General features: G+C 45.1%; 17 protein-coding genes. 10 read left to right on the top strand and 7 right to left on the bottom strand.

Features of this window, described 5'->3' with window-relative positions; translation table 11 throughout:
• Nucleotides 1-107: 107 nt before the first annotated feature.
• Nucleotides 108-1478 (bottom strand): L-serine ammonia-lyase, encoded by a 1371-nt coding sequence (locus tag J4N40_RS21305; protein WP_005374028.1) that lies wholly within the window; start codon nucleotides 1476-1478, stop codon nucleotides 108-110.
• A gap of 131 nt (nucleotides 1479-1609) precedes the next feature.
• Here J4N40_RS21305 and J4N40_RS21300 point away from each other — a divergent pair, with 131 nt between their 5' ends.
• Entirely contained in the window at nucleotides 1610-2452 is an 843-nt protein-coding gene (locus tag J4N40_RS21300) for a YdcF family protein (RefSeq protein ID WP_250654497.1), read from the top strand.
• On the opposite strand, the gene J4N40_RS21295 is transcribed toward J4N40_RS21300, so the two are convergent.
• A complete protein-coding gene (locus J4N40_RS21295; RefSeq protein WP_005374025.1) occupies nucleotides 2442-3098 on the bottom strand; it encodes a hypothetical protein in 657 nt (218 codons plus the stop codon). The genes J4N40_RS21300 and J4N40_RS21295 overlap by 11 nt on opposite strands.
• A 249-nt stretch (nucleotides 3099-3347) precedes the next feature.
• A complete protein-coding gene (locus J4N40_RS21290; protein ID WP_005374023.1) occupies nucleotides 3348-3614 on the bottom strand; it encodes a putative hemolysin in 267 nt (88 codons plus the stop codon).
• Between the two features lie 277 nt (nucleotides 3615-3891).
• Between J4N40_RS21290 and J4N40_RS21285 the strand changes: the two genes are divergently transcribed.
• Nucleotides 3892-4410: an NUDIX hydrolase gene (locus J4N40_RS21285; protein WP_005374021.1), complete on the top strand. Its 519-nt coding sequence runs from the start codon at nucleotides 3892-3894 to the stop codon at nucleotides 4408-4410.
• Nucleotides 4411-4845: 435 nt separating this feature from the next.
• Here J4N40_RS21285 and J4N40_RS21280 read toward each other — a convergent pair whose 3' ends face one another.
• The 4 genes from J4N40_RS21280 to flgA all read right to left on the bottom strand — a co-directional run bounded on the left by J4N40_RS21280 (nucleotide 4846) and on the right by flgA (nucleotide 7245).
• Nucleotides 4846-5592 carry a lytic transglycosylase domain-containing protein gene (locus tag J4N40_RS21280; RefSeq protein ID WP_250654496.1) on the bottom strand — a complete coding sequence of 249 codons (747 nt, stop codon included), beginning with the start codon at nucleotides 5590-5592 and terminating at the stop codon, nucleotides 4846-4848.
• Nucleotides 5573-6010 (bottom strand): flagellar export chaperone FlgN, encoded by a 438-nt coding sequence (flgN, locus tag J4N40_RS21275; RefSeq protein WP_005374018.1) that lies wholly within the window; start codon nucleotides 6008-6010, stop codon nucleotides 5573-5575. Before flgN ends, J4N40_RS21280 begins: the two co-directional genes overlap by 20 nt.
• 20 nt (nucleotides 6011-6030) lie before the next feature.
• Nucleotides 6031-6312 (bottom strand): flagellar biosynthesis anti-sigma factor FlgM, encoded by a 282-nt coding sequence (gene flgM / locus J4N40_RS21270; protein ID WP_005374016.1) that lies wholly within the window; start codon nucleotides 6310-6312, stop codon nucleotides 6031-6033.
• A gap of 135 nt (nucleotides 6313-6447) precedes the next feature.
• Nucleotides 6448-7245, bottom strand: coding sequence for a flagellar basal body P-ring formation chaperone FlgA (flgA, locus tag J4N40_RS21265; RefSeq protein ID WP_031777223.1), 798 nt, complete (start codon nucleotides 7243-7245; stop codon nucleotides 6448-6450).
• Between the two features lie 77 nt (nucleotides 7246-7322).
• Here flgA and flgB point away from each other — a divergent pair, with 77 nt between their 5' ends.
• Genes flgB through J4N40_RS21225 form a run of 8 tightly spaced genes read left to right on the top strand, consistent with a single transcriptional unit; the run spans nucleotide 7323 to nucleotide 13408 of the window.
• A complete protein-coding gene (gene flgB, locus J4N40_RS21260; protein ID WP_005374013.1) occupies nucleotides 7323-7685 on the top strand; it encodes a flagellar basal body rod protein FlgB in 363 nt (120 codons plus the stop codon).
• A 2-nt stretch (nucleotides 7686-7687) separates the two neighbouring features.
• A complete protein-coding gene (gene flgC / locus J4N40_RS21255) occupies nucleotides 7688-8122 on the top strand; it encodes a flagellar basal body rod protein FlgC (RefSeq protein WP_005374012.1) in 435 nt (144 codons plus the stop codon).
• Complete coding sequence (gene flgD / locus J4N40_RS21250; protein WP_005384410.1) at nucleotides 8122-8805, top strand: flagellar hook assembly protein FlgD; 684 nt, start codon at nucleotides 8122-8124, stop codon at nucleotides 8803-8805. The genes flgC and flgD overlap by 1 nt, the downstream gene beginning before the upstream one ends.
• 27 nt (nucleotides 8806-8832) lie before the next feature.
• A complete protein-coding gene (flgE, locus tag J4N40_RS21245; RefSeq protein WP_005374010.1) occupies nucleotides 8833-10029 on the top strand; it encodes a flagellar hook protein FlgE in 1197 nt (398 codons plus the stop codon).
• Nucleotides 10030-10041: 12 nt separating this feature from the next.
• Nucleotides 10042-10773: a flagellar basal-body rod protein FlgF gene (gene flgF / locus J4N40_RS21240; protein ID WP_005374009.1), complete on the top strand. Its 732-nt coding sequence runs from the start codon at nucleotides 10042-10044 to the stop codon at nucleotides 10771-10773.
• 24 nt (nucleotides 10774-10797) lie between these two features.
• Nucleotides 10798-11583 carry a flagellar basal-body rod protein FlgG gene (flgG, locus tag J4N40_RS21235; RefSeq protein WP_005374008.1) on the top strand — a complete coding sequence of 262 codons (786 nt, stop codon included), beginning with the start codon at nucleotides 10798-10800 and terminating at the stop codon, nucleotides 11581-11583.
• A gap of 32 nt (nucleotides 11584-11615) precedes the next feature.
• Entirely contained in the window at nucleotides 11616-12287 is a 672-nt protein-coding gene (gene flgH / locus J4N40_RS21230; RefSeq protein ID WP_017635111.1) for a flagellar basal body L-ring protein FlgH, read from the top strand.
• Nucleotides 12272-13408 (top strand): flagellar basal body P-ring protein FlgI, encoded by a 1137-nt coding sequence (locus J4N40_RS21225; RefSeq protein ID WP_086026720.1) that lies wholly within the window; start codon nucleotides 12272-12274, stop codon nucleotides 13406-13408. The genes flgH and J4N40_RS21225 overlap by 16 nt, the downstream gene beginning before the upstream one ends.

Below are 13408 nucleotides of genomic sequence, written 5' to 3'. Positions count from 1 at the left end.
GTTAAGAAAATGCCGCGAAGAACGCGGCATTTCTATATGTAATATCATCAGATCATAATTACCAGATAAGCGTATGGTGAGAAGCTAAGCGCAATGACCACTTGCCATTATTCGCATGGCGGTGCCATATGAATGACAGCTAAGCCCCCCAAAGAGGTTTCACGGTATTTTTTATTCATATCTTTACCAGTCTGATACATGGTTTCGATAACTTTATCTAACGAAATTAAGCATTTACTTGTGCGCTTTAATGCCATACGCGATGCATTAATCGCTTTCATTGCTCCCATGGCATTTCTTTCAATACAAGGTACTTGAACCAAGCCGCCAATCGGGTCACAAGTCATACCCAATGAATGCTCCATCGCAATTTCCGCAGCAATACAAATCTGCTCGTTACTGCCCCCTCTTAGCGCTGTTAAGCCAGCGGCAGCCATGGATGAAGAAACCCCAACTTCTCCCTGACACCCCACTTCTGCACCAGAAATTGACGCGTTAGTTTTATATAAGATGCCGATAGCGCCGGCGACTGCGAGAAAGTCTTTTAGCTGTTTAACATCGAGCTCTTTGATGAAGCGATGGTAGTACATCAATACCGCCGGAATCACCCCTGCTGCACCATTCGTTGGAGAAGTGACGACTTGCCCTCCTGCTGCATTTTCTTCACTAACCGCAAAGGCAAAGAGATTGATCCAATCCATGATCTCCATCGGATCGTTTTCAACTGCAGCGTTGGCTTCGAGCTTTTTCAAAAGGTTTGGTGCTCGACGAGTGACATTTAGACCACCTTCCAAAATCCCTTCCGTATCGAAGCCACGTTGCATGCAGAGCGACATCACTTTCCAAATTTGCTCTGCTCTTTGGTTAATTTCTTCGTCTGAGCGAAATGCGAGTTCGTTTTGGAGGATCATGCCTCCCAAGCTGAAACCGTTCGTCTCGGCTTTTTCCAGCATCTCATCTGCGGATGTAAACGGAAATGGTACTGCGACCTCATTTTGTTGCGTGCCGTTCTCTAGTTCGTCGGCGGTGGCGATGAATCCGCCCCCAATGGAGTAATAAATTTCAAACGCTACTTGATCTCCAGCTGCGTCTAATGCCGTAATCGTCATACCATTTTCATGCAGGGGAAGGTTGTCGCTATGAAAGACGATGTCATGGTCGTAGCTAAACTCAATCTGGTGTGTACCGGCGAGCATGAGCGTATTATTGTCTATGGTATTTTGTAGCGCACTTTTGGCACTGCTCATTTTGATGGTATCAGGTTTATTTCCCATCAAACCAAGGACCGTGGCTCGGTCTGTATGGTGCCCTCGACCTGTCAGTGACAATGAGCCATAAAGGTCCACTTGCACCCGATGCACTTTCGCCATAGAGTCGCTAACTAGCTGAGTGAAATGGAATCCGGCAAGCATAGGACCATTAGTGTGGGAGCTGGATGGCCCGACACCAATTTTAAATATATCGAAAATCGACAGCATAATTGACTTCCTTTAGCAGTGAACCTTTATAAAGGTCTCTAGAACAGTGTTGTTAACTAGATGTTAAAGCTTGTGGGTCGGGAGTGAAAGAAGATTTTTGTAACACTGCCAACTAAGCGCGAGATTTTAAAATGAAGTTAGACAACATCGTCATCGTTTTAGGTAAACGCCTCGTCAATAACAGGTTGACCTCTGAGGGCATAACCAGAGTCGAAGCTTTGTCTTGTAGGACTGCATCACTACCGATAGAGCGAACGGTGATTGTTTTTTGTGGCGGAGTAACGCAAGGACAAAGTGTTTCTGAAGCAGAGGCGATGTACGCGTATTTTAGAACCCTAAACGCAGACTCTGTGAATCCGTTCCCTGAACGTCATATACTCTTAGAAACGGAGTCGTTGAACACGTTTCAAAACATGCGTTATGTTTCCCAAGTTTTGTGCAAAAGTGGGTTGTTCGAGTTATGGTCGGGGCATCCGGTTGAGGTTATCTTGCTGTCTAATGACTACCACCTCGAACGAATCATTGATATCCAGAATTTGATGGATGAGCAAGGCTTATTACGAGTACTTAAATCCGATTGCGAATCCATGGGGGTGACTCTCAATATTCCACTGGATATCAGCAAACATATTAGCGTGCCATACCCACATAAAGGGCTTATGGCGGAGACATTCTTGCTACTCGATGAACTCACAACCTACCGAGTTTATTTAGAAGGGATCAAGCATGGCGCATTTTTCCGAGATTTATCAATTGTCCGAAAAAAGCCACTTATGATCGCAAGAGATGCTATTCACAAATTGCTCTCTTTACCGCTCGATAAAGAGGCTTTGCAACATATTGAAGAAATGAAAAAGGCCGTCGAAATGACGGCCTTGGATGAATCTGTAGGTGCTGCGGAAAAGGCATTAAGTATCTTCCATCCGATACTGACGGCATTGAACCGTCGCTTTGACCCAGAGTCTATTCATTAAGCTCGCGTTTTGTGCGGACGGCGCTTAATGCGATCAAACAGTAGCAAAGCAGTTCTATACCTTCTTCTGAGATATTTTTAACATCACGGATGTAATTTTCGTCCATCACTTGTTGCCAAAAACTACCCATACCATACAAACGAGAGAAGACTAATAATAGCATTACAGCACCAACTAATAGCTTCATATGTGGCACCGTTAAAATGGTCGCCATTTCGTTCATGGTACCTTTACCACCTTGGTAAGCTTTGGCGCAAGCCAGTGCGGTGACAGCAAGTGCTGGGAAAACCCAAGAGCCATGATGAATCATGTCTGTCCAATAGTCCGTTTCGCGAATAATCAGTACTGCAAAAAATCCTGCAATCAAAATAGCCGCATGCTTTAGCTGAGGCTGTTGTTTCGATAAGCTGAAAAACGACCATGATGCAATAGCAAGCATCACAAGCTGGAGCGTTTCTGTAACGGAAAGCTCGCCAAGGCTTGATCCCAACACGACATAATCAAGACGAAGACTAAGGTTAACGAGAATACTTATAGCGACAATCATCAAGGCGTTTAAACTCGATTTATAAATAATGCGCTTTGATTTTTCAGTAACAACGTTGCTTGGGGCTGACTCGGCTTCTTTTACTATTTGTGTTTTCATCTTGCTCACCTGTCCCAGAAAATGTGGAAGAAATGTGAATTAGTGTGATCTGTGTTTGGAATTTTATTGTCCAAGTGGAAAGTTATGTCAGGGGAATGTCAAGAATAGAACACTGTTCGATATAGGGTCGATGTGCGGTAAAGTCAGAGATATGTAAAAACAACGTAAGAACACTTTGATAAATCAAATAAAAAAGGAGCCCAAAGGCTCCTAAGTGATAGAGGGAAGGTGACGGATCGATAAAAATAATTAGTAGTTGTCACCCTCATTTTCTTTGTGATTCTCGCGATAGTATTCCCATTGCTCGACGCGTTCATTGTCCGACAGCACACAGTAAGTGACACGTTCGCCGTTTTCCGACACGGTATCCAGCTCACCACCTTGCTGAACACAGTATACGGCTGCGGGATTTGCAACGGAGGTATACTCAGTTGATCGGGTCGCTCCCTCGTAAGTTGAACAACCAGCCAGTACCAATGTTGCAGCCATAGCCATCATTAAATTTGTCTTTTTCATTCTTTATCTCCGCATGGGGTGGGCGAGTATTGTATTGATTATAGGCAACTTTAAGAGATTATTGTCTTATCGATGTTAAAAGTAAGAGGGACGTATAAGAATTTAGATATTCTCATTTATTGCTGATTAGCACGTCACACTTCTGTTCTTGGCGTATTGTTGTGAAGGTCATATCAATCACTTCCTGACAAGCGCTCGAACGTACCTGGCCTACAACAATGATTTAAAGTGTGAAATTCGGTAATATGCGCACAAAACATTGACCGTGGTATTTTCGATGAGACATTTAAAATCGACCGTTCATCCAGACATAGAGCATTTGGATGACAAAATTGTTTTTCAGCGCAATGCAGCGCGAGCCATTGTACTTGATGGTGAAGATGTGCTGTTGCTCTATACAGAACGTTACCATGACTACACGCTACCAGGCGGTGGTATTGATGATGGTGAAGATGTCATTGCTGGATTAGTCCGTGAATTAGAGGAAGAAACGGGCGCCCAAAATATACATGGTATTAAGCCTTTCGGAATCTTTGAGGAGTTTCGTCCGTGGTACAAGGATGACGCTGACGTGATGCACATGGTGTCGTATTGTTATACATGTAAAATCGAACGTGAGCTAGGCGAAACGGCGTATGAAGATTACGAAGTTAAAAATGGAATGCGCCCGGTATGGATGAACATACACGAAGCAATTGCACACAATGAAAAAACGATGGCAGAAAGCCCGAAAAAAGGCATGAGCATTGAGCGCGAAACGTTTTTGCTTCAGTTGATTTCTAAAGAATTACTATAAACAGCTAGCTTGCATCATTACGACTTAGCTTCTGTTGGCGCTATTGTTGGTAAAGATTTTAGAGCAATAAAAAAGTCCGGACTCCCCCCCGGAACCCGGACTTATTCCAGACGCGCAAGCGAAGCGTCATCTTGATATGTTAGATTTGTTTCGAACTATGAAAACAATAGCTGTTTTACATTTAGTGTGTAAATAATTATTAGGTCTGACCATTGGTTTTCATGTTTTTTTGCAAACGCAATGTGACGCATATCTACCCAATTGCCAAGCGCAATTGGGGTGCTTTTTAGTAAACCACTACTCTTTCTTATCTTTGAGATACCTTACCTCAACTTTTTTGCACACGTTTGCATAGAGATCACGAGTTTTCAAATTCGCCGAACAGGATCTTGTGATTTTACGTTTCTCTGACATTGAGCTCTGTCGTAGCTTTTATCACAAATTAACTAGCGGAGGCAGTCGGCTAAAGTCGACCAGCGGTTGTGAAATCATAGTAGCGTCTGGAGCAAATAAGAGTAAAGGTTGAAATGATGAGGATTGTAACTGACCGATATCTATCAACTTTTCCAATGCATAGAAGCGGCTGACATATTGGCGAGTCTCGTTAGGCAGCGTGAGTTGTTGGAAATCTCGACTTCCTGCTCGCTGAATAGCACGTGCAACACGTCCTTCTCCGGCATTGTATGCAGCTAAAGTGAGAGCCATATTTTGATCGAATTTGTTGTATAAAAACGCCAGGTACTTGAGCGCGGCCTTTGTGCTAGCTTCTGTGTCAAAGCGATCGTCTTGTTTTGTATTTATCGTTAATCCGAAACGTTTCGCTGTGGCTGGTATCAGTTGCCAAAGTCCGGCGGCGTTAGCGTGAGAAACGGCTTTGGGGTTGTAAGAAGATTCTAACATTGGCACTAAGGCTAGGCTATTTGGTAATGAGTGGTTTTGAAGCTGTTTGAAAATGTGGTTAATTACCGGTTTGGATGAATCGAGACGCTTGGCAATTTGTGGCTTGTATGGGGCTAATACTTGATACTGCGTTTGAATATCGACAGCATTTGGTTTTGCCTGGCATGTGAATGGAAGGTAGGACAGAAAGGCAATAAAAATAAAAAGGCCTACAGTACTCAGCCGAGATGGCGACTGAATCTGTAGGCAAGACGAACATCGTTTAGAACGATTTATCTTCATAAGTGTGTTGCACAGGTTGTTTGAGTTGACTGACCAACTCATGGAACGCCGCAGAGCTGTGGCCATTGCTCTGATTGTATTGTTGGCACTGACTTACCAACGTTTCCAATAGCGCCCATTGTTTTCTAGCTTGCATACCTATTTGGGCAGGCAAAGCGTTGAAAATTCGTTTTACGCTGGCGTCATTACACGCTAACCCCAGCGCTCGCATACACTGGCTTCTGTCATTGGCGGAGCGGCTGAGTTTATTGAGTATCGGCATTTGTTTCTGAACATTGTCGTTCAGTGCCTCTCCATCAAACTTTAAGTACAATACCTTTTGCTGCTGAAGCAAAGGAAGCAGTTGTTGATAAAGCTTAATATCCTCAGATATAGAGCGAACAAATTGTTGAATTCGCTGCGATACTGCGCTTGCCATGATGTCTTCCTAGCGTTTTATTACTCGTGACCTGTATGGAACTGCATGATTGCCTTGGATAGCACTTTTGTATCTAGGCTAAGTTCACCACGCGCTAATGCGTTGCGTACTTGTTCTACTTTTTCCATATCAACATCAGGTAGTGATGCCATTTCAGCTTGAGCGCGATCTATCGCTACGGTATTCGCTTGAAATGCAGGCTCGTGTACTTTGCTCTGTTCGACGACGTCGACAGGCTGTTTGCTTGCTTGCTGTAATTTTGTTTGTGGGACATGACCGCCCGCGACTTTGTCGATTTTCATGCTGTGGTCCTCATCATCATGTTCTAAATTAAGTAGGCGGTTAGAATGTGGTAAACATTAAATATTTTTTTGTACTCGAAGTTCAGTGTTACTGACGAGAGCCAAAATTAAAAAATGTTACCCCGAGTCAAAAAATCAAAATTGAGTATGAACCTGGTTTAATCCAGTTACGACTGCTCTTATGACCTTGCCCGAACTTGGGTTTTCCACGTCAATTTGTTGCCCTTTCGCTCCATCTTCTAAGGCGACTCCTTTTGTGCTGGCACTAAATCCATTTTTGCTCGCAATGACTATGACTTCATTGCCTTTCTCGATTAGAGGTGGGGCCGACAAATTGGATGGATTAACCACTTGTCCAGCCCGCAAACGACGAGAGGTTTCTAAGCCTACTGCTTGCTCGGGGCGAGTATAAAAATCGTCTTGGCGAGAGATGGTTCGGGTTTCAAGCTTTATGTGTTTAGCCGTTACGACTTCATTTCGGCCAACCGTGGTTGTCGCGACTAAAACAGGCAGAGTCAGCGAAGACTTTATCGTAACGTTAATTCGCCATGGTGATGCGATATTGTCGCAGCTGACTGAGCGCTTGAGGTTACCGACTGGCAACGTGTTGTTGTCACGACCTGTGATAACTAAAGGCGATTGACATTCTGGCAAGTGATTGGCAGAACCGGGCACCCACATGTCGAAGTCCAGTTTGTACTCCCCCCACTGATTGGAGAGCGCTACGCGATCCACCTCTTGTTCGAAATCCGTTGCTACAACGGATTTTATCTCTTCAACGCTGAGGGTTTTGTCATTGGTGTTGGCGAATGCTTGTTCTGATGTCAAAGCGAGTAACGTCAGCATTATTGTTGAGGAAGTGGACACTTTCCTCTTGTTTTTAATGCTTTCCGAGAACCGGAAGTTTGGCTTCCATCCTTGTTTATAAGTCATTGATATATATGGCTATTTTTTATGGCACGTATCTTGTTTGTATGTTGGCGTATTCGAGCCAACTGTAAGGAAGATGCATGGCGATCACATTTGAAAATGCTTTAGGAGTACATCCAGAGGCACTTAATTTTCGCGTTCAGCGTACCAAAGTCCTCGCCAGTAACCTAGCAAATGTTGACACCCCTGGGTATTTGGCGAAAGACCTAAGTTTCACCACCGTAATGAACCAAGTAACGGCAGGTGGTGTGAACAAACCGGTGCCAAAGTTCCAGGTTCAGGCCCAATACTCGGTGCCTTACCAGAATAGCAAAAATGGCAACACCGTAGAGCTTGGTGTTGAACAAGCAAAATTCACGCAAAACAACATGGACTTTCAAACTAGCCTGACGTTTCTCAACATGAAATTTAATGGCTTAGCGAAAGCGATTGAGGGACGTTAATTATGTCATTCACTGATATTTACTCGATCACTGGTTCCGCGATGACAGCACAAACTGTGCGTCTGAATACGGTAGCCAGTAACTTAGCAAACGCAGATGCAGTATCTGCAAATCCAGAAGATGCTTATAAAGCGCTTAAGCCAGTATTTGCGACTGTGTACCAAAAAACGCAAATGACAACAGAAAATGGAGCTTATCCCAATGCAGAAGTTCGCATTGTTGACGTTGTTAAAAATGCTGGAGATGCAGAGAAGCGTTTTGAGCCGAACAACCCACTGGCTAATGATGAAGGCTATGTGTTTTACCCAGATATTGATGTAGTTGCTGAAATGGCAGACATGATGTCCGCAACACGCAGCTTCGAAACGAATGTTGAAGTATTAGCCAATGTAAAAAGTATGCAGCAAGGTCTGCTTAGGTTAGGGCAGGGCAGCTAATGAGTATTGCACAATACACCCCTTTATCGTCTGACGCTCCAGTAAATACAAAAGCAAAAGACAGCAACGGTATCTCACCAAACCCTAAAGACATGAACAGCGCTTCTTCATTGGAGAATGAGTTTATTTCTTTGATGGTGGCTCAAATTCAAAACCAAGACCCACTTAATCCCCTTGATGGTACGGAATACGTTGGTCAATTGGCTCAGTTCTCGCAGGTACAAAGTACCGAGAATATGTCTAAGACAATGCAACAGAGCATGGTGTTACTGGACAACATGCAAGTGCTATCAACAGCAGGCCTTGTTGGGCAAACGGTTTACGTCAATGCGGATGAATTTCAGCTTGGTGAAGACGTACAAAACGGAAAAATCGAACTCGCTCATAGCTCAAACCAAGTCACGTTAGTTGTTAAAGATGAATTTGGTCAATCAACTAAAGTGCCACTAGGTGCTCACGGCAAAGGTGACGTCGACTTTTCAATTAATCCTGAAGAACTTGGTCTTAAACCAGGCAAATACTCAGTGGCCGTAGAAGTGCAAGAAGGGCAAGCAAGTCCAAATGTGCTGATGGCAGGCACTGTTGAGCAAGTGCGCATTCCTAATACCGGTGGCGCAGCATTAGTCAATGTCCATGGCGTTGGCAACGTTCCTTTCTATCAAATCACTCAGTTTGGTGCTTAACCAAATACGGAAATCAGAGGTCTATTTATGAGTTTTAACATCGCACTAAGTGGTCTGGACGCGACCAACACAGAGCTAAACACAATCAGTCACAACATTGCCAACGCATCAACGTATGGTTTTAAAGGTGGCCGCACAGAATTCTCCGCTGTATATAACGGCATGCAACCTGGTGGTGTGGAAGTCGCGTCAATTTCACAGAACTTCGACAAAGACGGCAGTATCACAGGAACTGGCCGTGCGATGGACCTAGCTATTAATGGCGGTGGCTTTTTTGTTACTAAAGATAATATGGGTCAAATGTTGTACACACGTTCAGGTGTGTTCTCAACGGATAAGAACAACTTTGTTACGGCTAACAGCGGCGCAAAGCTTCAAGGTTACAGTGTCGATAGCAACAACAACCTAATGACAGGTTCTGTGGGTAATATTCAGGTATCGACTTCCTCACTGAATGCTAAAGCAACAGACAGCTTAGATTTTGTTGCGAACTTCGACGCAAGCGCGTCTGTTATTGATAAAGCCGTAACGCCATTCAATCCAAAAGATCCAAGCTCATTTAACTCGTCTTACACAACAAAAGTCTACGACTCACTGGGTAACTCGCACACGGTAACTCAGTACTTTACTAAGACTGCTTCTAACTCGTGGGAAGTGAACGTTCAAGTAGATGGCGGTACGACGCCAGTAGCAACTGTGCCTGTAACGTTTGGTAAAGACGGCTCGCTTTCAGCACCAACTGCGCCGTTTAATGTTTCATTCCCTGCTGCAGGCGCGAACGCGATGAGTGTAGACATTAACCTGAAAGGCAGCACGCAATTTGGTGCAGCTTTTGGCGTAAGTACTAATAGTCCTAACGGTTACACATCAGGTGAACTTGCAGGTGTACGCGTTGAAGGTAACGGCATGGTTTACGCGACTTACACTAACGGCCAATCACAGCTACAAGGTCAGGTTGTTCTTGCTGATTTTGCAAACACACAAGGCTTAGCGAAAGTGAGTGGAACATCATGGACTCAAAGCTTTAGCTCAGGTGCTCCAATTATGGGTGTTCCGGGTTCAGGTACGATGGGTGACCTAACTCCGGGTGCATTAGAAGGTTCTAACGTTGACTTAACCAGCGAGCTTGTTGCTCTAATGACTGCACAACGCAACTACCAAGCAAACGCAAAGACAATTTCTACCAGCGACAAGCTTACTCAAGCTTTGTTCAACGCGGTGTAATGGGAGTTTTGCATGGATAGTTTGTTATTTACGGCAACGTCGGGTGCCAGCCGAGTTCTTAAAGCGCAGCACGTTCGTTCAAACAACTTATCAAATGCTGATACTGCGGGTTTTCGAGCGGATATGGAGCGTGTGCGTAGTGTAGAGATGCAAGGCCCAGGTTTTGATGGTCGCACTATGGTTGTGACCAACTCTGCCTCAACACGTTTCGACGCTGGCGATATTGTGAAAACAGGACGTCCGTTGGACGTTGCGGTTATGGGGGAGGGATATCTCTCTGTAGAAACCCCAGCGGGTAACGAAGCTTACACCCGTGCAGGCAATATTCAGGTCGATACTTTTGGCGCTCTAACAATCAATGGGTTCCCTGTCCTCGGTGACAATGGTCCTTTGGTTGTGCCGGATTATCAAAAGATTGAAATCAGCGAGCGTGGTCAAGTCTCAGTGATCCCACCAGGTGGCGGCGCAGAAATTGTGGCAGGCACTTTGAAGTTGGTTAAACCGGAAATTAATCAACTGCAAAAAGAGAGCGATAGCTTGCTGCACAGCGTAGATGGCGTGCCATTCGCGGCAGATGAAACCGTGCAACTCTCTCCTGAGCACATTGAGGGCAGTAACGTATCTGCTATTGATGAATTGGTTAGTGTGATGTCGCTGACGCGCAACTTTGAAATGCAAGTTCGCATGATGAAAACGGCGGAAACTCTAGCAAAAGCTGGTAACAAATTAATGGCGGCGAGCTAAGTCTCGCCCCGCAAGGAGTAAAAAATGCATTCAGCATTATGGGTAAGTAAGACAGGCATGGCAGCGCAAGACACGAAGATGACTGCCATTTCTAACAACCTAGCAAACGTAAACACGGTTGGCTTTAAGCGTGACCGAGTCGTATTTGAAGACCTTTTCTACAGCATTCAGCGTCAACCAGGCGCTCAAGTAGACCAAGTTAACGAACTACCAAGTGGTATTCAGCTAGGTAGCGGTGTTCGCGTTGTTGGCACACAAAAAGTGTTCACGCAAGGTAATACCCAAAACACAACGCAAGAGTTGGATCTTGCTGTAATGGGTCAGGGTTTCTTCCAAATAGAAAACTCGGACGGACAGATCATGTATACACGTAATGGTCAGTTCCATCGAAACTCAGAAGGCTTAATGGTGAACAGTCAGGGCCTGCCTTTAGAGCCTCAAATCCAGATCCCAGACAATGCGGTCTCTTTCTCTGTGGGTGTTGATGGCACCGTGACTACAACAACAGCAGACGATCCAACACCTCAGCAGCTTGGTCAAATTACACTTGCAAAATTCATCAATCCAGCCGGCTTAGAGGCCATGGGTGGCAACTTATTCCGTGAAACGGAAGCCAGCGGTCCAGCTGATGAGCTGATTGCAGGAGCTGATGGTGCCGGCATTATCAAGCAAGGTGCACTGGAAGGGTCAAACGTACAAGTAGTAGAAGAGATGGTCGACATGATCACCACTCAACGTGCGTATGAGATGAATGCGAAAGTGGTCTCTGCTGCAGATGACATGCTGAAGTTTGTTTCGCAATCAATGTAAGTATGAAATTGGTGATGATGAAGGAAAAAGCAATGAAATGGCTTTCTAAGAGTTGGGCAGTAGCCGCCGTGTTGCTGGTGGGATGTGCTGGCCGTCAGGAATTTATTCCGCCTGAGCCGAATGCTGAGGAATATGCACCACCAACGCTCGATTACACGCTGCCGGAAACCCAATCTGGTAGCCTTTATCGTCACCAATACACGATGACCCTGTTCCAGGATCGTCGTGCTTACCGAGTTGGCGATGTATTAACGGTTCAACTATCAGAAGAAACCTCATCGAGTAAAAATGCGGGTACTAAGTTCGGTAAAAGTTCAGCAATTAACTTTGTGGCTCCGACCATAGGCACGAAAACTATCGATGAGTTAGGGGTTAGCGTGGATGGCAAACGTAACTTCGATGGCAGTGCATCAAGTTCACAAGGCAACAAGCTTCAAGGTGCCATTACGGTAACGGTACACGAAGTATTACCTAATGGCGTATTGCGTATCAGCGGTGAAAAATGGCTTCGTCTTAATCAAGGCGACGAGTTTATTCGCCTAACCGGTATCGTCCGTGTGGATGATATTAACCGCAGTAACCAAGTTTCTTCTCAACGAATTGCTGATGCAAGAATTACCTACGCAGGTCGCGGAGCCCTAGCTGACAGCAACGCAGCCGGGTGGCTAACTCAGTTCTTCAACAGCCCATGGGTACCTTTCTAATGAAGACAATGCAATCTTTCTTTATGTCTCTCCTATTGGTGTTGACCTTGGGACTACCAGGCACTTCACGTGCTGAAGCGGAAATTCCGATCATGGACTTGGTCGATGTTCGCGGCATTCGAGAAAACCAACTGGTTGGTTATGGTTTGGTGGTTGGCTTAGCCGGCCAAGGTGACCGAAACCAAGTGAAATTTACCTCTCAATCTATTACCAACATGCTACGTCAGTTTGGGGTTCAAATTGATGACAGTATGAACCCTAAGCTACGAAATGTGGCTTCTGTGAGTGTGACAGCGTCCGTTGATCCAATGGCAGGCCCAGGACAAACGTTGGATGTGGTTGTGTCTTCAATCGGTGATGCAAAGAGCCTTCGCGGTGGTACGTTATTGCTAACGCCTTTACGTGGTATTGATGGCGAAGTGTACGCGATTGCGCAAGGCAACGTGGTTGTGGGGGGCTTATCTGCAGAGGGGCGAAGTGGCTCCAAAGTAGAAGTGAACACACCAACGGCGGGTCGCGTTCCGAATGGTGCGACTTTAGAGAGAGAAATCAAAACCGATTTCAACCAACGTGATGAAATCACCCTAAACCTGCGCAAGCCTAGCTTCACTACAGCAAAAAATATTGCGCGTGAAATTAACAACACTTTTGGACCTAACGTTGCAGTTGCGATCAATAAAGCTCGCATTGATATGCGTGCACCAAAAGATACACAGCAGCGTGTCGTCATGATGTCGATGCTTGAAGAAATGAGCGTCGTTGAAGGCCGTAAACCTGCTCGTATTGTCTTTAACTCTCGCACTGGCACCGTGGTGATCGGTAAGAGTGTCAAAGTGAGTGAAGCAGCAGTAAGTCACGGTAACTTAACCGTGCGAATTTCTGAATCACAACAAGTTAGTCAGCCTAATGCGTTTGCAAATGGCGATACGAAAGTCGTTAACCAAACGGATCTTGATGTGAATGAAGATCTCGCTCAGATGGTGATTTGGCCTCCAGGCACGGAACTTAACACCATAGTTAATGCGGTAAATAGTTTAGGTGCCACGCCTACAGACTTGATGTCTATCCTGCAAGCTTTGAGTGAAGCGGGTGCGTTGAACGCTGAATTGGTCGTGATATAA

Source organism: Vibrio sp. SCSIO 43097 (assembly GCF_023650755.1).
GTDB classification, from domain to species: domain Bacteria; phylum Pseudomonadota; class Gammaproteobacteria; order Enterobacterales; family Vibrionaceae; genus Vibrio; species Vibrio alginolyticus.
The sequence above is the reverse complement of the archived record's forward strand: the minus strand, read 5'-3'. Positions and strand labels throughout refer to the sequence as shown.